21 protein-coding genes are annotated in these 21,214 nt (G+C 68.8%); 9 read left to right on the top strand and 12 right to left on the bottom strand.

Annotated features, from left to right (window positions below; translation table 11 throughout):
* Positions 1 to 42 precede the first annotated feature (42 nt).
* Positions 43 to 2,070, top strand: coding sequence for an ATP-binding protein (locus ACSGC5_RS06545; RefSeq protein ID WP_434969830.1), 2,028 nt, complete (start codon positions 43 to 45; stop codon positions 2,068 to 2,070).
* Positions 2,071 to 2,133: 63 nt separating this feature from the next.
* Here ACSGC5_RS06545 and ACSGC5_RS06540 read toward each other — a convergent pair whose 3' ends face one another.
* The 3 genes from ACSGC5_RS06540 to pgi all read right to left on the bottom strand — a co-directional run bounded on the left by ACSGC5_RS06540 (position 2,134) and on the right by pgi (position 5,941).
* A complete protein-coding gene (locus ACSGC5_RS06540; protein ID WP_434969829.1) occupies positions 2,134 to 2,700 on the bottom strand; it encodes a ribonuclease H family protein in 567 nt (188 codons plus the stop codon).
* A 195-nt stretch (positions 2,701 to 2,895) separates the two neighbouring features.
* The gene (locus tag ACSGC5_RS06535; RefSeq protein ID WP_434969827.1) at positions 2,896 to 3,945 is read right to left on the bottom strand and encodes a glycosyltransferase; all 1,050 of its coding nucleotides are present in this window, start codon (positions 3,943 to 3,945) and stop codon (positions 2,896 to 2,898) included.
* A gap of 316 nt (positions 3,946 to 4,261) precedes the next feature.
* Entirely contained in the window at positions 4,262 to 5,941 is a 1,680-nt protein-coding gene (gene pgi / locus ACSGC5_RS06530) for a glucose-6-phosphate isomerase (RefSeq protein ID WP_434969826.1), read from the bottom strand.
* A 96-nt stretch (positions 5,942 to 6,037) separates the two neighbouring features.
* Here pgi and ACSGC5_RS06525 point away from each other — a divergent pair, with 96 nt between their 5' ends.
* The gene (locus ACSGC5_RS06525; protein ID WP_434969825.1) at positions 6,038 to 6,982 is read left to right on the top strand and encodes an aldo/keto reductase; all 945 of its coding nucleotides are present in this window, start codon (positions 6,038 to 6,040) and stop codon (positions 6,980 to 6,982) included.
* Between the two features lie 82 nt (positions 6,983 to 7,064).
* Here ACSGC5_RS06525 and ACSGC5_RS06520 read toward each other — a convergent pair whose 3' ends face one another.
* The 4 genes from ACSGC5_RS06520 to ACSGC5_RS06505 form a co-directional block, all read right to left on the bottom strand.
* Positions 7,065 to 8,627 carry a DEAD/DEAH box helicase gene (locus ACSGC5_RS06520; protein ID WP_434969823.1) on the bottom strand — a complete coding sequence of 521 codons (1,563 nt, stop codon included), beginning with the start codon at positions 8,625 to 8,627 and terminating at the stop codon, positions 7,065 to 7,067.
* A gap of 147 nt (positions 8,628 to 8,774) precedes the next feature.
* Entirely contained in the window at positions 8,775 to 9,869 is a 1,095-nt protein-coding gene (locus tag ACSGC5_RS06515) for a fatty acid desaturase family protein (protein ID WP_434969822.1), read from the bottom strand.
* 259 nt (positions 9,870 to 10,128) lie between these two features.
* A complete protein-coding gene (locus ACSGC5_RS06510) occupies positions 10,129 to 10,332 on the bottom strand; it encodes a cold-shock protein (protein ID WP_195693661.1) in 204 nt (67 codons plus the stop codon).
* 134 nt (positions 10,333 to 10,466) lie between these two features.
* Complete coding sequence (locus ACSGC5_RS06505; protein ID WP_434969820.1) at positions 10,467 to 11,402, bottom strand: rhodanese-related sulfurtransferase; 936 nt, start codon at positions 11,400 to 11,402, stop codon at positions 10,467 to 10,469.
* Between the two features lie 67 nt (positions 11,403 to 11,469).
* Here ACSGC5_RS06505 and ACSGC5_RS06500 point away from each other — a divergent pair, with 67 nt between their 5' ends.
* Together ACSGC5_RS06500 and ACSGC5_RS06495 are read left to right on the top strand one after the other, a co-directional pair.
* Entirely contained in the window at positions 11,470 to 11,910 is a 441-nt protein-coding gene (locus ACSGC5_RS06500; RefSeq protein WP_434969819.1) for a DUF3054 domain-containing protein, read from the top strand.
* Positions 11,911 to 11,914: 4 nt separating this feature from the next.
* The gene (locus tag ACSGC5_RS06495) at positions 11,915 to 12,562 is read left to right on the top strand and encodes an LON peptidase substrate-binding domain-containing protein (protein ID WP_434969818.1); all 648 of its coding nucleotides are present in this window, start codon (positions 11,915 to 11,917) and stop codon (positions 12,560 to 12,562) included.
* A 24-nt stretch (positions 12,563 to 12,586) separates the two neighbouring features.
* On the opposite strand, the gene ACSGC5_RS06490 is transcribed toward ACSGC5_RS06495, so the two are convergent.
* From ACSGC5_RS06490 to ACSGC5_RS06475, 4 genes are all read right to left on the bottom strand, one after another.
* A complete protein-coding gene (locus ACSGC5_RS06490) occupies positions 12,587 to 13,084 on the bottom strand; it encodes a DUF427 domain-containing protein (RefSeq protein WP_434969816.1) in 498 nt (165 codons plus the stop codon).
* A gap of 278 nt (positions 13,085 to 13,362) precedes the next feature.
* Entirely contained in the window at positions 13,363 to 14,265 is a 903-nt protein-coding gene (locus ACSGC5_RS06485) for a helix-turn-helix transcriptional regulator (protein ID WP_434969814.1), read from the bottom strand.
* A gap of 70 nt (positions 14,266 to 14,335) precedes the next feature.
* Positions 14,336 to 15,391: a zinc-dependent alcohol dehydrogenase family protein gene (locus ACSGC5_RS06480; protein ID WP_434969813.1), complete on the bottom strand. Its 1,056-nt coding sequence runs from the start codon at positions 15,389 to 15,391 to the stop codon at positions 14,336 to 14,338.
* A 41-nt stretch (positions 15,392 to 15,432) separates the two neighbouring features.
* A complete protein-coding gene (locus tag ACSGC5_RS06475) occupies positions 15,433 to 15,807 on the bottom strand; it encodes a hypothetical protein (protein ID WP_434969811.1) in 375 nt (124 codons plus the stop codon).
* Positions 15,808 to 15,918: 111 nt separating this feature from the next.
* Here ACSGC5_RS06475 and ACSGC5_RS06470 point away from each other — a divergent pair, with 111 nt between their 5' ends.
* The 4 genes from ACSGC5_RS06470 to ACSGC5_RS06455 all read left to right on the top strand — a co-directional run bounded on the left by ACSGC5_RS06470 (position 15,919) and on the right by ACSGC5_RS06455 (position 20,063).
* Entirely contained in the window at positions 15,919 to 17,007 is a 1,089-nt protein-coding gene (locus ACSGC5_RS06470; protein ID WP_434969810.1) for an AAA family ATPase, read from the top strand.
* Between the two features lie 82 nt (positions 17,008 to 17,089).
* Positions 17,090 to 18,907, top strand: coding sequence for a pyruvate kinase (locus ACSGC5_RS06465; RefSeq protein WP_434969808.1), 1,818 nt, complete (start codon positions 17,090 to 17,092; stop codon positions 18,905 to 18,907).
* Positions 18,908 to 18,992: 85 nt separating this feature from the next.
* A complete protein-coding gene (locus tag ACSGC5_RS06460; RefSeq protein ID WP_434969806.1) occupies positions 18,993 to 19,397 on the top strand; it encodes a hypothetical protein in 405 nt (134 codons plus the stop codon).
* A 90-nt stretch (positions 19,398 to 19,487) separates the two neighbouring features.
* The gene (locus ACSGC5_RS06455; protein ID WP_434969805.1) at positions 19,488 to 20,063 is read left to right on the top strand and encodes a beta-class carbonic anhydrase; all 576 of its coding nucleotides are present in this window, start codon (positions 19,488 to 19,490) and stop codon (positions 20,061 to 20,063) included.
* Positions 20,064 to 20,094: 31 nt separating this feature from the next.
* Here ACSGC5_RS06455 and ACSGC5_RS06450 read toward each other — a convergent pair whose 3' ends face one another.
* Entirely contained in the window at positions 20,095 to 20,526 is a 432-nt protein-coding gene (locus ACSGC5_RS06450; RefSeq protein ID WP_434969804.1) for a YchJ family protein, read from the bottom strand.
* Positions 20,527 to 20,634: 108 nt separating this feature from the next.
* On the opposite strand from ACSGC5_RS06450, the gene ACSGC5_RS06445 reads away from it, so the two are divergent.
* Positions 20,635 to 21,204, top strand: a complete 570-nt coding sequence (locus tag ACSGC5_RS06445) for a hypothetical protein (protein WP_434969803.1) — start codon at positions 20,635 to 20,637, stop codon at positions 21,202 to 21,204.
* Positions 21,205 to 21,214 lie beyond the last annotated feature (10 nt).

Below are 21,214 nucleotides of genomic sequence, written 5' to 3'. Positions count from 1 at the left end.
GGCGCCATAGAAGCCGAAGCGCTGGCCCGATAGCGTCAATCCATGGGGTCGGCGGCGTCGGGGCGGCTCGAACTCGCGGTGGCGAGCATCCAGCGCACCCCGCGGTGGTGGGCGTGGGTTCTCGTTGCTCTCGCCCTGTTCGCTCTGTCTCGCCTGGGCGTCGCGTTCACGCCGCTCGGAGGCAGTGTCGCCGCGTGGTGGCCGGCCGCCGGCGTCGCAGCGTGGTTCGTGCTGGTCAACCCGCGCCAACGCCGGTGGGCGGCGTTAGTCCTCGTGTTCGTCGCCACCGGGCTTGCAAACGCCACGGGAGAGCGTGACCTCGTCACCTCCGTCGGGTTCGGTCTCGCCAATGCCATCGAGGCCGGAGTGTTCGCAGCTCTGCTCGATCACCGGGCGACGAGGCGTTTTCGGCTTCGCTCCGTTCGCCACGCGTGGCGCTTCGCTCTCGCGGTGCTTGCGGCGTCGAGCCTGCTCGGTATCCTCGTGGGTCTGGTTGTTCTCGCCGATGGCCGCGAGTTCCTCCCCGCTGCGACTCAGGCAGCGGCATCGCATGCTGCAGCGATCCTCATCATCGCGCCCTTCGCCGTTCTGCCACCCCCGATCTATCTCCGAATCCCGCGCATCGAGGTCATCGCCCAAGTCGCCGCGCTGACCGGGATCCTCGTGTTCCTTGCCGTCGGTGGGGCCGGTCTTCCGTTGACCTTCTTGCCCGTGGGCATTCTGGCCTGGGGATCATTCCGATTTCCGAACTGGGGCTCCTATGTCGAGACCCTGTTGACAGGTGTCGCGGTTCTCGCCATGACGGTCGCGGGCATCGGACCGTTCAGCGAGCCGGGACTCGATCCCCGCACTCAGGTGCTGATTGTCGCGCTGTTCATCTTCATGGCCGGGCTGTACAACCTGTTCCTCTCGACAGCGAGCTACGAGCTGCGCGCTGCGAACCGCACGAGCCGGGACTTCGCCAAGCTGTTCACCGGCGGCTTCATCGATTCCCGAGTCGGCCTGGTCATCGCCGAACGACGTGGCGCCACGTGGCGGGCGCTGCTCGCGAACTCGGCGGCCCGCGGCGTCCTCCGGTCGGAACTGCGTCAGGACGATGTCTGGGTGCACGGCCCCATCCGCGAACACGTCGAGAACAGTCTGCGCACCGGCCATCGTGCGACTTTTGAGACCTCCGACGGCGGGGTCATGACCATCGACGCGTCGACAGTCACCGGCGACGACACACGAGTTGCCGTGCAGGTTTTCGACATCACCGACAGCGTGCGCGCCACCCAGACCCTCCTCGACGCCGAACGCGCACGGGCGACGGCCCTCGCGGCCAAGCTCGATCTCGAGCGTCGTCAGAGCGACTTCGTGGCCACGGCGAGCCACGAGCTGCGCACCCCGATCGCGAGCATCGCCGGGTATCTCGAACTGATCGAGGAATCCGACGAACTGCCGGCGCAGTCGCGGGAGTGGGTCGAGGTCGTCCAGCGCAACACGGCACGTCTGAGCTACCTGATCGACGACCTGCTGATCCTTGCGCGTGTGCAGGAGCGCGCGGATCGCCACTTTCTGATCGCGGAGGTCGCCGTCGCCGACCTCGTCGATGAGGTCCTCACCCGCTACTCACCGTCGGCCCGGCAACGAGGCCTCGAGCTGAGCGTCGGCGACTGCGATGGCCTCGTCCAGGGCGTCCCCTCCGAACTCAGCCACGCCCTGGCGAGTCTCGTCGCGAACGCGGTGAAGTTCACGCCGCGCGGCGGTCGCGTGCGCGTGGAAGCGTCGCACGACGACTCCACGCTCGTTGCCGCCGACGGGTCTGCCCTATCGGCCGTCCGCATCACCGTCCGCGACACCGGCCCCGGGATCGCCGCGGCAGACCTTCCCCACGTCTTCGACCGCTTCTACCGGACGAAAGAAGCGGAGGAGGCGCACGCCCCGGGAACCGGTCTCGGTCTCGCGGTGGCGCAGGAGCTTGCGCACGCCAATGGCGGCATCGTCGAGGTGAGCTCACCGAACCGCGAAGGCGTGATCGCGGCACTGATCGTCCCCGTGGCAGACGAGTGGATACGGCCGGCGCCATGAGAAGAGTGCTGGCCCGAGCCCTCGCCGGGTGAGGCCGCGGATGACCGTGCCGCGCGACGCTCCTCAGCGTCCGGTGCGATCGGCGCTCCCCCGCGGCGGATCCACCGTGACGTCGAGCCGCTCCAACCCGCGCAGAGAGGTCCAGGTCAACGCTTCGCCCCTCGCAGCGTGCTCCGAGGCGCGGACGGCGCGCTCGTCTGCCCAACTGTTGAGCCGATGACCGCTGTGCCCCCGCACATGCTCGAGCACGACATCCGGCATCCCCGCCGCGCGGCGCGCGTCCCGGGCGGCGATGAGACGCTCGAGAATCTCCCGATTGGCGACCGGCTTCTTCGCGCTCGTGACCCAGCCGCGACGGCGATGGCCGTCCATCCATGACGAGTACGTGTCGATCGCGTATTTCGAGTCGGCCTGGATCACCAGCTCCCGGACGTCGGCATGGTCAGCGATGGCATAGAGCAGCCCGAGGAGCTCACCGATGTTGTTCGTTCCCTCGGGGATCGAACCCGCGGCCCAGTGACCGTCTTCTCCCACCCACGCCCACCCCGCGGGGCCCGGGTTTCCCTTGCAGGCGCCATCGGTGGCAACGATGTAGCGATCAGTCGGATGCGGGGAGATCGGTGCGGGCACGCGCTCCAGTCTCTCAGCCTCAGGGCGCCGGTGCCGCCACAGCCACGGCGCATGCGCGAAATCAGCCGACCGCACTCTCCAGCACCTCGAGCGCCCGCCGCGTCCCCTGCTCCGCCGCGATGGATGGCGCGCGCTCAGCGTTCACCGCCGCATACCGGTGGACGGCATCCAGCGCGTCGCCGAGGCGGCGGGCCGTCAGACGTGAGGCCCGGAGCGGACGCGGCGAAAGGCCTTCTCGATAGAGTCGGGCGCCCCAGTACGGCTGGTCGGCGAAGAACGGCACGACGATCGATGTGGCTCCCGCCCGAGCAGCCGCGTGAATCGTGCCGATCCCGCCGCGACGACCCGGGGCAGGACGGCGTCGTGAGGCACCGAACCGGTCACGAAGACGTCGTCGCCACGGAGGCCATCGGGTACCGCGATAGCTCCCAGACCCGTGGCGATGAGGACCCGCAGGCCTCGTTGTCGGGCTGCGGTCACGACTGCCGCCCCCAGCCGGTGCGGATCAGGAGACACCATCGAGCCGAACCCCGCGTAGAGCACGTTCCCGCTGGCGAGAAACTGCTCCATCTGCGGGGAAACGTTCTGCCGGTCCCGCGATGGTGTGTTCCACGCTCCGGTCAGGACCGTGGAATCGGGCCAGTCCGCCGGCCGACGCAGGATGCGGGGACTGATGGGAACCAGCGATGCCCGCGAGGCGAGCCCGCGCGTCGCCGTGACACCGAGGGTGTCCGCCGCTTCCGCGATCTCGCGACGAAACAGCGCGGACGCGCCGGCGGCGGCGCGGTAGGTGAGGCGGTTGAGGGGGCCGAGGGAGCCCGCGACAGTACCCGCGGCGGGAAAGGCACGCGTCGGCGTCACGGCGGGGACGAGTTCGGCGAGGAACCCGGGGATGTCGAGGGCCGCCGCCACGAGCGGGCCGGAGAGGACCTTGGGGTGGAAGATCACCGCATCCGGACTCTCGTCACGCGCCCGCCGCGCCGACTCGACGATGACCGAGCGCATGATGGGACGCACAACCGTGTTCATCGATCGCATCGCGGCCCACGCTGAGAGCCCCTGCGACCGGATGACGGCGCTGTAATCCGCATCCAGCTCCCAGACCGTGAGCCCGGAGAGGTCGGCGCCGGAGGCGCGGGGAACGATCAGGACTGCGTCGTGTCCGGCATCCTGAGCCGCTCGCGCGAGCGCGGCGAACGGCTCCACGTCACCGCGCGAACCCGCCGTCAGCAACACGAGTTTCATGAGCAACCCCCTGAATTGAACAGTTGTTCAGCACAGGCTACCGCGTGACTCAGGTCGCGGCGAGGGCAGGCGATCGTCCCCCGGGGTCAGGACGGGGCGGCGCATGGGCCTCCAGTTCCTCCGCCGCCTCGAGCACCATCAGATCCGCGGCTGAGCACGCGGGAGCGGGCATCGGGCACCCGGGAGCGGACGCCGGAACAAGGGGATCCCGCCGAGGCGAGGGCCGGATGCCGCATCCGCACCCCCGTGTCGGCAGAATCCCCTCACCGTTGCTGCACCGGCGTCCCAGACCGCGGCTCAACCGAGGAGGACCGCGTCAGCCGCGGTGCGCGCGGTAATACTCGAGCAGCGCGCGGGTCGAGGCATCCTGGGCCGCGACGGCATCGGCATCCCCCTCGATCGCCGGAGCGATTTGCAGGGCCAGCTGCTTGCCGAGCTCGACCCCCCACTGATCGAAGGAGTTGATGCCCCAGATCGTGCCCTGCGTGAACACGATGTGCTCATAGAGGGCGATGAGCTGACCGAGCACCGACGGTGTGAGCGCGGGCGCGAAGATCGAGGTCGTCGGGCGGTTGCCGGGGAACGTCCGCGCCGCGACGAGCGCACCCGTCGTGCCCTCTGCCTCGACCTCTTCAGCGGTCTTGCCGAACGCGAGGGCCTTCGTCTGCGCGAGGAAGTTCGCGAGGAACAGGCCGTGCACGTCGCGCCCGCCGTCCTCGAGCGGATAGGCGGGGTTGACGAACGCGATGAAATCGGCCGGGATGAGCCGGGTGCCCTGATGGATGAGCTGGTAGAACGCGTGCTGCCCGTTCGTGCCGGGCTCGCCCCAGAACACCTCACCGGTGTCGGTCACGACCGGCGACCCGTCCCAGCGCACGCGCTTGCCGTTGGATTCCATCGTCAACTGCTGCAGGTACGCCGGGAAGCGGTGCAGCTGCTGCGCGTACGGGAGCACCGCATGGGTCTGGGCGCCGAGGAAGTTCGTGTACCAGACGTTGAGCAGGCCCATGAGCACCGGCACATTCCGCTCGAGCGGCGTCGTCGCAACATGCACGTCGACGGCGTGGAAGCCGGCGAGCAGGTCACGGAAGGCATCCGGACCGAGCGCAATCGTGAGCGAGAGCCCGATGGCCGAGTCCACGGAATAGCGGCCGCCGACCCAGTCCCAGAAGCCGAACGCGTTGTCGGTGTCGATGCCGAACGCGGCGACCTTGTCGAGGGCCGTCGAGACGGCGGCGAAGTGGTGGGCGACGGCATCCGTCTTGGCCGCATCCGATCCGTCGATCGCGCCGGATGCCGACAGTCCCGCCCACAGCCAGTCGCGAGCCAGCCGCGCGTTGGTGAGGGTCTCGAGGGTCGTGAAGGTCTTGGAGGCGACGATGAACAGGGTCGTCTCGGGGTCGAGGTCCGCGGTCTTCTGCGCCATGTCGGTGGGGTCGATGTTCGAGACGAACCGCGCCTCGATACCGGCGTTCGCGTACGGACGCAGGGCCTCGTAGACCATGACCGGTCCGAGGTCGGAGCCGCCGATGCCGATGTTGACGACGTGGGTGACCTTCTTGCCGGTCACCCCGAGCCACTGGCCCGACCGCACGCGGTTCGCGAAGGCATCCATCGCATCCAGCACGGCGTGCACGTCGGTGTCGACATCCTGCCCGTCCACGACGAGCGCGGGGCTCTCCCCCGCCGGCCGCCGCAGCGCCGTATGGAGCACGGCCCGGTCCTCGGAGGTGTTCAGGTGCACGCCGGCGAGCATCTGCGCGAACCGCTCGGCGACACCGGTCTGCTCGGCGAGCCCCACGAGAGACGCGAGCACCTCGTCGGTGATGAGATTCTTCGAGAGGTCGACGTGCAGGTCGGCGAGCGGATGGCTCATCCGCTCGACCCGACCGGGGTCGGTGTCGAACCACGCACGCAGGTCCGGAGCGAATCCGGATGCGGCATTGGTGAGGGCGGACCAGGCGGGCGTGGATGTCGGATCGACGGGTGCGTTCACGACACTCACGCTACCGAACGGCGGCACTCGCGTCAGGGGGGATCGGCCGCGTCAGACCACGGGCGATCCGAACGGATCGGATGCCAGGATGGAGCCATGACCCGCATCGGAAACAGCGACCTCGACATCTTCCCCCTGTGCCTGGGCGGCAACGTCTTCGGGTGGACCGCCGACCGCGACGAGAGCTTCGCGATCCTGGATGCATTCACGGAGGCCGGCGGAAACCTCGTCGACACCGCAGACGGATACAGCGCCTGGGTTCCCGGCAACACGGGCGGCGACAGCGAGCGGATCATCGGCGAATGGCTCGCGGCCAGACCGTCCGCCGATCTCATAATCGCGACGAAGGTCAGTCGTCACCCGGAGTTCCCGGGGCTGAAGAACATCCGCGGCGCGGCGGAGGCATCCCTGCAGCGGCTCGGGGTCGACACGATCGACCTCTACTACGCGCACTACGACGACCCCGACGTCCCGTTGACCGACGTCGTGTCGGCGTTCGGTCAGCTCGTCTCCGACGGTCTGGTGCGCACCATCGGACTGTCCAATTTCACACCCGACCGGATGCGCGAATGGATGCAGACCGCCGACGCGCTCGGCCTCGCCCGCCCGGTCGCCCTGCAGCCGCACTACAACCTCGTGCATCGCTACGAGGTCGAAAGCGAGATCGCGCCGATCGCCGAAGAGTTCGGCCTCGGCATCCTGCCGTACTACGCGCTCGCAAGCGGCTTCCTCACCGGCAAGTACCGGTCACCGGAGGCCGACGGCTCCTCGCCGCGCGCGAAGGCGGCGTCGAAGTACGCCACCCCGCAGGGCCTCCAGGTGCTCGAGGTCCTCGAGCGGATCGCCGCCGCGCACGAGAGCACGATGGCCGCCGTCTCGCTCGCCTGGCTGCGTGTCCAGCCGTTTGTCGTCGCCCCCATCGCGAGCGCTTCGCGTGCGGAACAGGTCGCCGATCTGCTGGCCGGTGCGACGCTGGATCTCACCGCCGACGAACTCGACGAACTGAGCGTCGTCTCGGACTGGACGCCCACCGACATCTGACAGCGAGGCCTGCCGCACTCTGGCAGCCTCCCGAACCCGCCCGACCTTTGACGTCGGGCGGGTTCGGAAGAACCGCGGGGTGCTACTGGGCGGCCGGGCGCTGGCCCGACCCGCGACCGCGCGAACCGCGGCGACGGCGCGCGGGGGCGCCGTCGGTGGCTCGCTGCGGATGACGATCTGCGGTTGCCGGTCCCTGATCGGCCGCATGGCGCGGATTGTGGGCATGCGTGGGCTTTGCCGTGTGACCTGCCTTGGTGGCGCGGGCCGGCTGAGGTCCGCGCCCGCTGCCGCTGCGCTGACCATTGCCGGAGCGCTGTCCGCTGGCGGCGGTCGCTCCCGACCGCGCAGGCCGCGAGGACGACGCTGCCGGAGCCTGCGGCATCATGCGGTGCGCGGCTCGCTCGCCCACAAGCTCATCCACGACGGGCGATGACGCCCGCACGGATTCGAGCTCCACCTGGATGCCTGCCTTCTTCAGCAACTGCGCGATCTCACGACGTTGGGCGTCGAGCCCCACCGTGACGACAGTGCCCTCCGCGCCGGCGCGCGCGGTGCGGCCAGAGCGGTGCAGGTACGCCTTGTGCTCGACGGGAGGGTCGACGTGGACGACGAGCTCGACCTGATCGACGTGCACACCGCGGGCGGCGACATCCGTCGCGACGAGAACCCGGATGCCGCCGGCCCCGGGCTCCGCCGAGAAGGCGGCGAGGTTGCGGTCGCGGGCGTTCTGCGACAGGTTCCCGTGCAGGTCGACCGCGGGGATCCCCGCTGCGCTGAGCTGCTTGGCAAGCTTCTTGGCCTGGTGCTTCGTGCGGGTGAAGAGGATGCGGCGACCCTGCCCCGAGGCGAGTTCGCGAACGAGCGCGGTCTTCTCCTCGGTGCCGGAAACGAGCAGCACCCGGTGGGTCATCTCGCCCGCGGGAACACTGGACTCATCCACCTCGTGGCTGACCGGCGACGACAGGAAACGGCGGGCGAGAACATCGATCCCCCCGTCGAGGGTTGCGCTGAACAGAAGCCGCTGACCATCTGCGGGGGTCGCCGCGAGAATGCGGGTCACGCCCGGAAGGAAGCCGAGGTCGGCCATGTGGTCGGCCTCATCGAGCACGCTCACCTCGACCCGGTCCAGGCGCACGATCTGCTGCTTCATGAGGTCTTCGAGGCGGCCGGGGCACGCCACGACGATGTCGACCCCGGCACGCAGCGCCTGCTCCTGCGGGCGCTGGCTCACCCCGCCGAAGATCGTCGTGACCCGTAGGCCGACGGCGTGGGCAAGCGGCTCGATGGTCGCGGCGATCTGCGTCGCGAGCTCTCGGGTCGGAGCGAGCACGAGGCCGCGCGGGCGGCCTGAGGTCAGCGGTGTCGAGGATGCGGCGATGCGGGCGACCAGCGGCAAGGCGAATGCGATCGTCTTTCCGCTGCCGGTACGGCCACGGCCCAGCACATCGCGGCCGGCGAGCGAGTCGGGCAGCGTGTCGCGCTGAATGGGGAAGGCTTCGGATTTGCCCGAGGCGAGAAGAACATCGGCCAGCCGCGAAGGCACGCCGAGGTCGAGGAAGGTTGTCATGGTGACGCTTTCTGAGATGTGCTGCAGCACGGCATCCGGCGCCCGCGAGGGCAGAGGAACGGATGCGAGGACATGCATCAGCGGGTGGCGACGGCGCGGGTTCGCGCATCGGTTCGCCGTTCGAGAAGAGAGCCGGACCGTCAGGCCGGGATGCGTATCGACGACGCTGGCAGAGATCGGGAACGACCGTCCGCCGTGTTCAGCCTATCAGTGATCCCCGAGCGCTCAGACGCGACGGTATTCGGCGGCCATCGGGCAGTCGAACGGGTCGCGCGCGGCCAGTCCCACACGGTTGAGGTAGTCGATGACGATCGCGTACGACTGCCAGAGCGATGTCTCTGTGTAGGGGACGTCGTGAGTGGCGCAGTAGTCGCGGACGATCTCGCGCGCCTGAGCGAGGTGCAGCCGAGACATGCTCGGGAAGAGGTGGTGCTCGACCTGGTAGTTCAAGCCGCCCATGAGCCAGGTCGCCCACCAACCGCCGGCGACGTTGCGGGAGGTGCGCACCTGCTTCGAGAAGAAGTCGAGCTTCGCGTCAGGCGCGATGATCGGCATGCCCTTGTGGTTGGGGGCGAACGAGGCGCCCATGTAGACACCGAAGACGGCGAGCATGACGCCGAAGAAGGCGAACGCCATCCCCAGGGGCAGGAAGAGGAAGATCGGGACGAGCACGACCCCGAAGCGCAGGCTCAGGATGCCCAGTTCGGTCCACCGCCCCTTGATCGGTCCTCGCGAGAGCAGGTGGCGGAAGCTCAACGCGTAGAGGTTCAGACCCTCGAGCGTCAGCAGCGGGAAGAAGAACCATCCCTGCTTGCGGGTGATCATCCGCACGACGCCACGGGAGGCCGCGGCATCCGTCTCGAGGAACGAGATGGTGTCGACCTCGATGTCCGGGTCCTTACCGACCCGGTTGGGGTTGGCGTGGTGGCGCGAGTGCTTGGAGTCCCACCACGAGTAGCTCATGCCGACGATGCCGCCGAGAACCCGCGCGAGCCGGTCGTTGGCCGGGCCGCTCGCGAGGATCTGGCGGTGCGCCGCTTCGTGAGCGAGAAACGCCACCTGCGTGAACAGGATGCCCAGCGCCGCCGCGATGAGCAGCTGGAACCAGCTGTCGCCGAGCAGGACGAACCCGGTGATCGCGCCGCCGAAGCCGAGGGCGATCGCGCCACCGACAGCGGCGTAGAACCACGGCGTCCGCCGCAGCAGGCCGAGCTCACGGACCACCTGCGAAACCTGCGTGTACGCCCGGGCGATCGGGGGGAAGTCCTCGGAGCGCGCGTACGTCTGGCGCACGGGGCCGAGCCGCGCGGCTTCCGTCACGACGGGGGAAGCAGAAGAAAGGGAGGATGACGGCACAACGGCACCTGATTTCTCTCGTGCGCCGCACGTCGTGCGCGCCGCGGGATGGATGCCAAGGGCGGTTGCCGTTCGCTATGTCCCACCCTACGGACGTCGGCATGTCGCTTCCCGTATGCATCCGGATTCACGGGAAGCGGTCAGGCGGTGGGTCCGGATCCTGGATGCGGAAACGACGAACGCGCCGACTCCGGTGCGGAGCGGCGCGTTCGAGGGGATCGTGTCAGAGTGCGCGAATGTTCGCTGCCTGCAGACCCTTGGGGCCCTGCTCGGTGTCGAACTCGACCTTCTGCGCTTCCTCAAGGCTACGGTAGCCGCTGCCGGAGATCGCGCTGAAGTGCGCGAACACGTCGGCGGAACCGTCATCGGGAGCGATGAAACCGAATCCCTTCTCGGAGTTGAACCATTTGACGGTGCCGGTGGCCATATCGTCTTTTCCTTCGTGTACCTCCGGGTCACAGTGCGTGACCCGCACGCCGGAAGCCGGCGCGGGACTCACACTACGGCACGCGGGGCCGACCTCGTAAGGATGTTGTGATCTCGTGACGAAATGGGTCGCGGTCAGCCACGTGATGCGAGCACGGCGGTCGCCGCTCCCGCGGCCTCGTGGCGCACGCAGCGGGCCGACTCCGCATCCGTGCACGAATCGCACTGCACGACGCGCACGCGGCACTCATCGTCGGCGCAATTGACCATCCGCGACGAAGGTGCACCGCACCCTCGGCAGCTTCCGATCGTCGCGGCATCCGTCCCGAATGTGATCGACTCCCGTCCGTCGAAGACGTACAGCGCACCCTCCCACAGGCCGGCATTGCCGAAGCTCTCCCCGTAGCGGACGATGCCGCCGTCCATCTGATACACCTCGGTGAAGCCGCGCGAAACCATGAGGCTCGAGAGCACTTCGCAACGGATGCCGCCGGTGCAGTAGGTGACGACCGGAGAGTTCTTCAGATGGTCGTACCGGCCCGACTCCAGTTCGGCGACGAAGTCACGTGTGGTCGCGACATCCGGAACCACTGCGTTCTTGAACCTGCCGATCTCGGCTTCGAAAGCGTTGCGTCCATCGAAGAAGACGACCTCATCGCCGCGTTCCTCCACGAGCTTGTGCACCGCACCCGGCGTCAGGTGCGTGCCGCCGCCGACCACACCAGAGCGGTCGACGCGCAGCTCCCCCGGTGCCCCGAAACTCACGATCTCGTCGCGGACCTTCACTGACAGGCGAGGAAAGTCGAGGCTGCGGCCCTCTGCGTCGAGCCCGGAACCCTCCGACCACTTGAAGTCGATGTCGCCGAAACCCGGGTACTCGCGCGTCTTGCGCCAGTACGTCTTCATGGCGCCCAACTCGCCCCCGACTGTCGCGTTGATGCCGTCTTTCGAGATCAGGATGCGCCCGCGAAGCCCGAGCATCTCGCACAGGTCCCGCTGCCACAGCCGCACCGCGGTCGGGTCGGTGATCGGCGTGAACCGGTAGTAGAGGAGGATCTTCGACAGTGCCACCGCACAAGGTTAGCCGGGCGATCCGAGAGAGCGGCGGGCACATCGGATCGCCGGGCAGACTGGATGCATGAGTTCAACCCCAGGACCGCTCCGAGAAGCGGCGGTCACGCCCTCGCCGCGTATCGTCGCTGCCGCCCTCGCCATCGATGTCGCCCTCGTCGTCGTCTTCGCCGCCATCGGTCGCGCAAGCCATGGGGAAGATGTGATCGGAGTCGATGGCCTGGGGCTCGCGCAGACCAGTTGGCCGTTCCTGGTGTCGCTGCTGGCCGGATGGCTGGCGATGCGGTTGTGGCGGTTCCCCCTCGCCATTCTCGGCGCGGGCGTCGCCGTGTGGCTCTACACCGTGATTGGGGGGATGCTGCTGCGGGCGATCAGCGGCCAGGGCGTGCAGACCGCGTTCGTGATCGTTGCCTCGATCGTGCTGGCGCTCTTTCTCGTCGGCTGGCGCGTCGTGGTCGCTCTGATCACCAGGATCCGGGCCCGGCGCAGCGAATCGCTGGTTGACTGAAAGCATGGCGGATGTCGCGATGTTCCCGCTCGGGACAGTGTTGTTTCCCCACACGCCGCTTGCGCTGCGCATCTTCGAGCAGCGGTACCTCGTGATGCTCGGCCGCGTGCTGGACGACGAGGAACCGTCGTTCGGCGTCGTGCTCATCGAGCGGGGCAGCGAAGCAGGCGGCGGGGACCAGCGGTTCTCGGTGGGGACGATGGCGCGGATCCTGCAGGTGGATCCACGCGCGGACGATCTTCATGTGATCGCCGTGGGCGGCGCGCGCGTGGCCGTGGACGAGTGGCTCGACGACGACCCCTATCCCGCCGCATCCGTCACCCCGCTCCCCGAGCTCGTCTGGCATGACGAGCTCGCGCCGCTGCACTCCCAGGCCGAACAGATCGTGCGGCGGGTGCTCGCGCGAGCGGCTGAGTTCAACGACATCCGCTGGGACCCCGACGTCGAGATCTCGGATGATCCCGTGGAATCGGCCTGGCAGTTGGCCGCCATCGCTCCCCTCGGTCAGATGGACCAGCTGCGCCTGCTGCGCGCGAGCACTCTGGGCGGACTGCTGCGGGATCTCATCGACCTGACCCTCGAGGCGGAGGTGCTGCTTACCGCGGGCCCCGACATCGACGACGTCGGCGACATCCAGCTCGGCGGTCGCTGACCGCTCCTCGCCCCTTCGTCGCCGTCACCAGCCCCCTGACCCGGGAACTCCCTTGAAGGGGCCCCGGATCTCGCTCGTGACCCACCCGCCGTAGAAAGTTCCGGGCTGCGGCTGCACCACATCCCCGTCCACGGTGCAGCGGTCCATCGGCGCGGGGTACAGCGCAATACGGCCCACGAGGTCCTCGAAGCCATGGGAGGGGTCTGCGTACGTCCATGCCACGCGGGGGGCGACGCGATCCCCGACCGTGACGTCGAAGTAGCTGGCTCGCCCCTTGAACTCGCAGAATGTCGTTCCCTCGGCGGCAGTGAGGACCCCGTCGGCGACGTCGGCGATCGGCAGGTAGTAGACGGGAGGATGACTGGTCTCGAGGACGCGCACGACGTCACGGGTGTCGACGATCACTGCGCCACCGAACTCGACGACGACGCGGCGGTCGACGTGCTCGAGACGCGGTGGCCGAGGATAGTCCCAGACCGACTCCTCACCGGGGCCGACGGGTTCGCGTTCGGGCCTGCGCATGGTTCCAGCGTACGGTCACCGGAACACGAAAGCTTCAGCTACGCGAAACGTCGTATGGCCATTTCAGCGACGTTCTCCTAGCCTCGGAGGCGGAGGGGAGCGTCACAGTATCGGGATCGTCGTGGGTCCCTGATCCTGACGCTCGCGGACTGCACCGGCGGGATTGTCACAGACGTCGACGCCCGAGCCGACCGACACGACCGCCGGTGCAGTATCCGAGGGGCACAGCAGGTGCGTGCGACGCACCCCGCGTGACGACCGCGCCGGGGCGTCGTGTCTCAGCGCGCGAGCACCGGGTGGGCGAGGATGCCGGCCGCTTCGGGGTGGACCACTCGCATCACCGTGGCAGCGACGGCAGCGCGGCTGGACACGCCGAGCGTCGCGTGCACCGCTTCCAGGTGCTTGCGCACCGTTCCTGGCGAGATCCCCAGCGACAGGGCGATCTGGGAGGTGGCCGCACCGCTTGCCACCATGAGTGCGATCTCGGATTGGCGCGTCGTCAGACCCGCGGCCCGCAACAGCTTGTGGGCGCGCAACTGGGCGTCGTCGATCGTGAGACCGTCGCGCGGGTCGACGTCGATCGGAGCCGGGAGCCCGGCGGGTGCGCCGGCCGGCCTGGCCTCCGCGACCGGCCACGGGCTGCGCCCGGCCGCTCTGCGGACGAGCCGATAGCTGTTCTCGAGAAGAGGGGCGATCGTCGCGAGCACGGCGGACTCTCGCTCACCGCAGGGATGCTCGGCGGCGCAATCGATCGAAATGACGATCGATGTCCCCTCGACGGTCGGGAAGATGAGGACGACCTGCCGACGCACTCCATTCGGCTCGTAGAACGCCCGGTACAACTCCGTGTCGGCGAACGCGGAGTCGGCTCCGTCGATGCTCCACGACAGCGGACCGACGCGCTCGCCCGCGACGAGGCGCTCGAACAGCGGATGCTGCCAGGCGTACTTCTCGAAGGCGGGTCCGTACTGGGCGATCCACCCGGGAGGGAACGGCGGCGCGGGCTCGGAGACGACGCGGCGACCCGCCGCGTCCACTTCGGTGCACGAGGCACCCCGGCACGGCAACAGCTGGTACAGGCCGGCACTTACCCGGGTGGCGTAGTCGCGCGTGTCCTGTGAGGACGCGACCGATTCGAGGACGGCGAGGATCGCCGCGTAATCCTCCGCCTCGAGTTGCATCCGAACATTGTTACAGACAACCTCTGCGCCCCACGCGACGAAGGTCCCGCCGGTCGACTCCGAGGTGACCTCAAGACTCCGGGCGCAGCAACACCTTCGTCGCGCGTCGCTCGTCCATCGCGGCGTACGCGTCGGCGACCTCGCTGAGCGGGAGCTCCAGGTCGAAGACCTTCCCCGGTTGGATCGAGCCCGATCGGACATCCGGGAGCAATTCCTCGATGTATCCCCGCACCGGAGCCACACCACCGACGACACCCACGTTGCGGTTGAACATGTCACGAACCGACAGCTCCGGACCGCCCGCGGGCACGCCCACGAATCCCACGCGCCCACCCGGGCGGGCGGAGGCGAGGGCCTGGTCCATCGACTCCTTCGTACCCACGCACTCCAGTACTCGGTCTGCGCCGACACCCTGAGTGAGTTGACGAACCGCCATGACCCCCTCGTCGCCGCGTTCGGCGACGACGTGTGTCGCACCGAACTCCCACGCGAGCTCTTGACGCTGCGGGTTGCGCGACATGGCGATGATCTCCGAAGCGCCGAGCCGCTTCGCGGCGATCACCGCGCACAAGCCCACCGCGCCGTCCCCGACGACCACGACAGTGTCACCTGCCCGCACGCCCGCGCTGACGGCGGCGTGATGCCCGGTGCCCATGACGTCGGCCAGCGAGAGCAGACCGGGGATCTCGTCATCCGTCACCGGGCCGGGCACGGCGACGAGCGTTCCGTCGGCCAGCGGCACGCGAACGCGTTCGCCCTGGCCGCCGTCGGCAAAGCCGCCGAACCGGTCGTCCTGGCCCCACCATCCGCCGTTCAGACACGACGTGCTCACGCCGTTGCGGCAGTTGATGCAGGTGTTGTCGCACACATAGAACGGGGCGATCACGAAATCGCCGGGGCGGATCCGCTCGACGTCCGCGCCGACATCTTCGACGACGCCGATGAACTCGTGTCCGATGCGGTGAGGCTGCTCAGTGGGCGCAATGCCGCGATAGGACCAGAGGTCCGAACCGCACACGCACGCGGCGACCACACGAACTATCGCGTCACCACCGGTTGACAGGATCGGGTCCGCGACGGTTTCGAGTCGGATGTCTCGGGCACCATGAATGACGGTCGCACGCATACGTCGAGACTATGCCCGCGAGTGGCCTCGCGGGCATACCGTCATTCCTTCTCGGAGACCTCGACCGTGAAGGTGACGTCCTGGATGCCGCCGTTGCTGTTCGAGAGCACAACCTCGGTCGTGCCGACGCTCAGCGCCGTGACACCGGGGTTGAACGTCGCCGATCCGTCGGTGTAGCCGGCCACGAACTCCGCGACAGCGGGGTCGGCGACCTCGCCGCTGTAGCTGTCGACGGCCAGATCGCCCGTGTTGATGTTCAGCACCTGCCCGACGACCAGGTCGACCGTCTCGCCCTGAAGATCGCCGGCGTCCATGGTCACGGGCGCAATGACGGACTCGCTCTGCGTGCAGCCGCTCAGCGCGATCGATGCCGCGAAGATCCCCACCACAACTGCAGTCAATGCTCTGGTTCTCATAGCTGTGAGTGTGGCAGGTGCGAGAGTTCCCTGTGGTGAGAAACGCCAGAACCGCGCTAGAACTGTTATCAAGCGTCGCGGCGACGACCCGCGCCGACGGCGCAGGGAGGGATGATGCGCGCGACGGACTCGTTGTCCATCCGCGGGCTCGTGGGTCTGGCGAAGGCTGAGGCCAAGCGCTGGGGCTCTGACCACGCGACCGTCACGCACGCCGCGTCTGCATTCGCACAGAACTGGCCCGGCGAGTTCGGCGATGCGTTCGGCAGCGACGGCGAACAGCTCGTTCACCGCCTTCTGGCCGCGGAACAGACCGTCGGCAATGAGGCCGAGGTGCGCAACATGATCACGGCCTCCCCGGATGCCGCCGCCCTGGCGATGAGACTCCACGCCGCGCTGCGCGGCGACCTCGCCGTCGCCGACCTGCTGCCTGAGCAGGGCGCACCCACCCGGGTCCGCACCGAACAGACCCCGGGACTGGATGCTGCGGGCGGGTCTTCGCCGCAGAAGCGAACCGACCCGTTGGCCGGCCTCCTGCGCGGACCCGAGGCCCTGAACGCCGCCGCGTACCTGTTGAGCGATCAGCCGCTGATTCCCGCTCTCGTCGGTCGACGCGGATGCGGGAAGACGAGCCTCGCCGCCGAGATCGCCCGTCTCCTGCTCGACCTCGACGATCCTCTCCCGACGCTGTTCTTCGACCCGGGAACCACCGTGGACGGCGAGCCGGCCATGCTGCTGCGCGACACTCTGTCCGCGCTGACGCGGCGCACCGTCGTGGTCGTCGAAGACATCGACGAGCTGGCGCGCCTAGGCACGACGGAACCGGACGTGTCGATCCTTCGGGAGATTTGGCAGTCCGAGCGGTTCCCCCTCGCGCGCCTCGTGGTGACGGTGACTGCGCCCTACGAGAAGCGGATCGCCCAGTTCTACGGCGCCCTGGCGGACCGCCTCGTCATCCTCGAACTGCAGCCGTGGGACGAGAACCTCGTTCGAGGTCTGGTCGTCCCGGTCGCCACCCACCTGTCCGAGCAGTACGGCGTCGTCATCGATCACGCCGCGATCGAGGCTGCGCTCCAGCCACCGACCGACAGCGACACTCTCGGTCATCCGGGCCTCGCGATCGCCCGTCTCGACGTCGCCTGCGCGCGCGTCATGATCGCCGGCCGACGCACGGTGACCGTCACCGACGTCACCCCCGGCTGAGCGCCGGCACAGGGCATTTTCACGACTCGACCCCTGCCGCGCCGGGGCGCGCGGAGCTAACGTCACAGGTGGAGGTCCGACGATGCTCGACGATGCTCGATCACAACGGCTCATCTCGCTTCGCACCGAATTGCTGCGCCTGCGGTCGGCGGCGGAGGACGCAGAACGCGCGGCATCCACGCTCCTCTCCCGCGTGCACGCGGTCAACGCCGCCGGCGCCGCCAATCTGGTGCGCTATGTCGCATTGCGATCCCAAGACCTGCGCGATCTGCAGGACCGCCTCACCGCCGAAGGGCTCTCCTCGCTGGGTCGCATGGAGTCGGACGTGCTCCGCAACCTCGACGCCGTGCTCGGCACGATCGACGCCGCTCTCGGGCAGGCAGACACGCACGACCGGACCCACCAGGGGTCGGATGCGTCACGGCAGACCCCGGCCCCGCTGCGTGTCCACACCGCGGCGCTTCTCGGCGGCACCGCCGAGGATCGTCAGACCCGAATCATGGTCACGATGCCGACCGAGGCGGCGAACGACCCCGCGCTGGTCGCGAGGTTCGTGGCCGCCGGAATGGATGTCGCGCGCATCAACTGCGCGCACGACGACGCGCAGGCGTGGTCACGGATGGCGCAGCACATCAGGAACGCCGGGCCCGGCATCCGTATCGCCGCCGACCTGGCCGGCCCGAAGCTGCGAACCGGACCGCTCGCACCGGGGCCGCGCGTGGTGAAGGTGGCGCCGACACGCGACGCCCTGGGGCGGGTGGTCGAGGCGGCCTCCGTATGGCTCGTCGCGCAGCCCGCAGGCGGCGACGACCCCGCTGCCGGCGAGGTCCCGGTCACGGATGCCGAGTGGATCGCACGGCTGCGGATCGATGACACCGTCGAGTTCACCGACACCCGGGGCCGCTCGCGCTACATGACCGTCGTGGAGCGTCGGGAGGGAGGCGCCCGCATCGAGGGCGACCGCACCGCCTACATCGGCACGGGAACGCTGATCGACGTGGACGGTCGCGAGACCCAGGTGGGTGTGCTGCCGCCGGTCGACCAGGCACTGCGCATCCATCCCGGAGACATCATCGAGCTGCATCGCGGCACCGAGCCGGGCTCCACACGCGACGGCCGACACCGCGTGGGGTGCACGCTGCCCGAAGCACTCGATGCGATCCGCGTCGGCGATCGCGTCCTGTTCGACGACGGCAAGATCGAGGGGTTCACGCGCGCCGTCGGGACGATCGCGGGACAACGCGTCGCCGACGTGCAGGTGACGCTCGCCTCGCCGAAGGGCACGAAGCTGCGCGCCGAGAAGGGCATCAACCTGCCCGACACCGACCTTCCGATCTCGGCGCTCACCGATGACGACCTGCGCGACCTGGATGCCGTCGCGGGCTTTGCCGACATCGTGCAGCTCTCGTTCGCACGCTCCCCCGCCGACATCCGGCGGCTCTTCACGGAACTCGACGCCCGCGACGCGGGGCACCTGGGCGTGGTCGTCAAGGTCGAGACGGTGCGTGCGTTCCGCGCCCTGCCCGACATCCTCCTCGAGCTCATGCGGCGCCCGCGCGTGGGAGTCATGATCGCGCGGGGCGACCTCGGCGTCGAAGCCGGCTGGGAGCGGCTCGCCGAAGTGCAGGAAGAGATCCTGTGGCTGTGCGAGGCCGCGCACCTTCCGGTCATCTGGGCGACGCAAGTGCTTGATTCGCTCGCCGGCAGCGGTGTCCCGACCCGCGCCGAGGTGACGGATGCCGCTGCCGGCGAGCGTGCAGAATGCGTCATGCTCAACAAGGGACCGCACATCGAGGAGGCCATCGAGGCGCTCGACGACATCCTGCGGCGGATGCACGGCCATCTCGAGAAGAAGCGCCCCCTGCTGCGACGCCTACGAGCCTGGTCGCACGAGGGCTGAGCGCCGGTCGAGCTCTGCGCCGACCGGGCAGGAGCGCCGCCGAAAGTCGGTCGAGCGCAGCCCCCGGATGGGGCACACTGTGTCCATGGATGCTGCGCCGACCGAGTTTGCGGCCACCCTCGTCGCAGACACCGCGACCACCAAGCTCGATGCCCTGGCGATCATCGCCCGCGCCGCGGGAGGCACGATCACGGATGCCGGAACCCCGCGTGTCGCGATCGCCCTGCCGTCGGGCGCCCGCGCGGTGATCGAGATCCCCAAGTTCGGGGAACCGCCGCCGCTGACGGTCGACGTGTTCTCGGACGAGTCGCTCACTGAGGCTCGAGCGCAGGCCGACGCGTTGCGCCAGAGCATCGCTGCAGCAACCGGCTGGGAGGTGCGGCTGCTCCCCCACCGCCGCAGGTCCGAGGCGCCAGTCACGGGCACCGCCGAGCACCAGCCCCCACTCGACACCAGCCCGGACTCGTCACGAGTCCGGCCGCAACTGTGACGTCACAGATCGTCACGAGCAGTCACAGAGCGCCGCAGCACGCGCGCGGCACCTAACGTGGGGTCGTTGCCCATCCACCCGAGGAGTGCCATGTCCGTTCTTTCCGAGGTGCTCGACGCCAACGAGTCCTATGCTTCCGCCTTCGACAAAGGTGATCTCGCCCTGCCTCCCGCGCGTCAGTTCGCGATCCTCACGTGCATGGATGCACGCTTGGACCCCGCGAAGTACGCGGGTCTGAGTGAGGGCGATGCCCACGTCATCCGTAACGCCGGCGGTCGCGCCTCCGACGATGCGATCCGCTCGCTCGTGATCTCGTACAAGCTGCTGGGCACGAAGGAGTGGTTCGTCATCCACCACACCGACTGCGGCATGGAGTTCTTCACCGACGAGGTCATCCGGGGTCTGCTGGCCAACTCCCTCGAGACCGCCGAGCTCGGAGCCGACGGCTTCCGCGACGTCGGCGAGGGTCCGGGCTCTGCCGAGGCTGCCTACATCGATTGGCTCACCATCAGCGACCAGGCGCAGGCGGTCGTCGACGATGTCGCCCGGATCAAGGCGCACCCGCTCGTCCCGGCGAGGATCCCCGTGTACGGCTACGTCTACGACGTACGCACCGGGCGTCTGGTCGAGGTGCCCGCGGCGACCGCGGCAGGCGCCGCCGCCTGAGCCGTACACATGCTGCCGGCTCCGGCATCCGTCACAGGATGTCGGAGCCGTCCGTTTCTGCGTCGAGGTACCACCAGCGACCGCCGGCGAACTGGAAGCGGCTGCGCTCATGCTGCTCCCCCGACTGCGCGCCGTGACGCCAGCTCGCGCGGAACTCGACGATCCCCTGAGTTCCGCGTGCGGCGGGAGTGTCGACGATGCGCAAGCCCACCCAGCGCACGTCAGGGTCGATGTCGACGCGTTCGGGTCGCGTGCGGGGGTGCCACGTGTCGGCGAGATAACGCGTGTCACCTGTCGCGAACGCGCTGTACCGCGAGCGCATCAGCCGCTCCGGCGTGGGGGCGGGCGCACCGCGGTGCAGCGGCCCGCAGCACCGCCCGTAGGTCGACCCGCTCCCGCACGGGCAGGGACTCTCCTCGGTGGGCCGACGGATGCCGGACTGCGCGGCCGATCCGAAACTCATTCTTGAAGTCTAGGAATCGCGCCGTCGCGTCCCTCCCCAGCCGGGGCGTGATGACGCGGGGTGTGGATAACAGATCGCACCCGGATGCCGCGGGCTACCGTGGTCGACATGACCCGTCGCCCTCACCCGCCGCGATCCGCATCGGTCGTGATCGCAGCGCTGGTCGCGACAGCGCTCATGACGGCGACGCTCACCGGGTGCGGGCCCGCAGCCCCCACCCCGACCCCGACGCCGACGGGGTTCGCGAGCGAGGAGGAAGCGTTCGCCGCCGCCGAGGCCACGTATCGGGCGTACGTCGATGCCCTCAACCAGGTCGATCTGAGCGACCCGACCACCTTCGAGGAGGTCTACCGCTGGACGACAGGCGATGCCAATGCAGCTGTGCGGGAGTCTTTCTCGCAGATGCACGCGGACAACTGGTCCGTATCCGGTGACAGCATCGTCACGCTTGTCGAACCGATCGCCGTCCGAGATGGTTCCGACGAAGTCGCCCTCGCCGTCTGTCTTGACGTGTCAGACGTGCAAGTTACCGATCCGATCGGCGAATCCATGGTCTCGCCATCGCGCGGGCAAGTGCAGACGATGACAGTAACCGTGGAGCGCTCCGAAGCACTACCGACGGAGTTCACCGTCGCGCGGATCGAGGGGCGCGAAGGTGAGCCAGCATGCGGACCGTAGCTGGCGCGAC

Source organism: Microbacterium sp. bgisy207 (assembly GCF_965345035.1).
In the GTDB taxonomy this organism is placed as follows: domain Bacteria; phylum Actinomycetota; class Actinomycetes; order Actinomycetales; family Microbacteriaceae; genus Microbacterium.
The sequence above is the reverse complement of the archived record's forward strand: the minus strand, read 5'-3'. Positions and strand labels throughout refer to the sequence as shown.

Bases quoted from the DNA above. Each gene is read 5' to 3' on its own strand.
- ACSGC5_RS06525 (WP_434969825.1), top strand. From the start codon at position 6,038: ATGACCCGCATCGGAAACAGCGACCTCGACATCTTCCCCCTGTGCCTG.
- ACSGC5_RS06485 (WP_434969814.1), bottom strand. From the start codon at position 14,265: ATGCAACTCGAGGCGGAGGATTACGCGGCGATCCTCGCCGTCCTCGAA.
- ACSGC5_RS06445 (WP_434969803.1), top strand. From the start codon at position 20,635: ATGACCCGTCGCCCTCACCCGCCGCGATCCGCATCGGTCGTGATCGCA.
- ACSGC5_RS06460 (WP_434969806.1), top strand. From the start codon at position 18,993: ATGGATGCTGCGCCGACCGAGTTTGCGGCCACCCTCGTCGCAGACACC.
- ACSGC5_RS06500 (WP_434969819.1), top strand. From the start codon at position 11,470: ATGAGTTCAACCCCAGGACCGCTCCGAGAAGCGGCGGTCACGCCCTCG.
- ACSGC5_RS06455 (WP_434969805.1), top strand. From the start codon at position 19,488: ATGTCCGTTCTTTCCGAGGTGCTCGACGCCAACGAGTCCTATGCTTCC.
- ACSGC5_RS06545 (WP_434969830.1), top strand. From the start codon at position 43: ATGGGGTCGGCGGCGTCGGGGCGGCTCGAACTCGCGGTGGCGAGCATC.
- ACSGC5_RS06450 (WP_434969804.1), bottom strand. From the start codon at position 20,526: ATGAGTTTCGGATCGGCCGCGCAGTCCGGCATCCGTCGGCCCACCGAG.
- ACSGC5_RS06490 (WP_434969816.1), bottom strand. From the start codon at position 13,084: ATGCGCAGGCCCGAACGCGAACCCGTCGGCCCCGGTGAGGAGTCGGTC.
- ACSGC5_RS06475 (WP_434969811.1), bottom strand. From the start codon at position 15,807: ATGAGAACCAGAGCATTGACTGCAGTTGTGGTGGGGATCTTCGCGGCA.
- ACSGC5_RS06535 (WP_434969827.1), bottom strand. From the start codon at position 3,945: ATGAAACTCGTGTTGCTGACGGCGGGTTCGCGCGGTGACGTGGAGCCG.
- ACSGC5_RS06465 (WP_434969808.1), top strand. From the start codon at position 17,090: ATGCTCGACGATGCTCGATCACAACGGCTCATCTCGCTTCGCACCGAA.
- ACSGC5_RS06520 (WP_434969823.1), bottom strand. From the start codon at position 8,627: ATGCATGTCCTCGCATCCGTTCCTCTGCCCTCGCGGGCGCCGGATGCC.
- ACSGC5_RS06495 (WP_434969818.1), top strand. From the start codon at position 11,915: ATGGCGGATGTCGCGATGTTCCCGCTCGGGACAGTGTTGTTTCCCCAC.
- ACSGC5_RS06470 (WP_434969810.1), top strand. From the start codon at position 15,919: ATGATGCGCGCGACGGACTCGTTGTCCATCCGCGGGCTCGTGGGTCTG.
- ACSGC5_RS06510 (WP_195693661.1), bottom strand. From the start codon at position 10,332: ATGGCCACCGGCACCGTCAAATGGTTCAACTCCGAGAAGGGATTCGGT.
- ACSGC5_RS06480 (WP_434969813.1), bottom strand. From the start codon at position 15,391: ATGCGTGCGACCGTCATTCATGGTGCCCGAGACATCCGACTCGAAACC.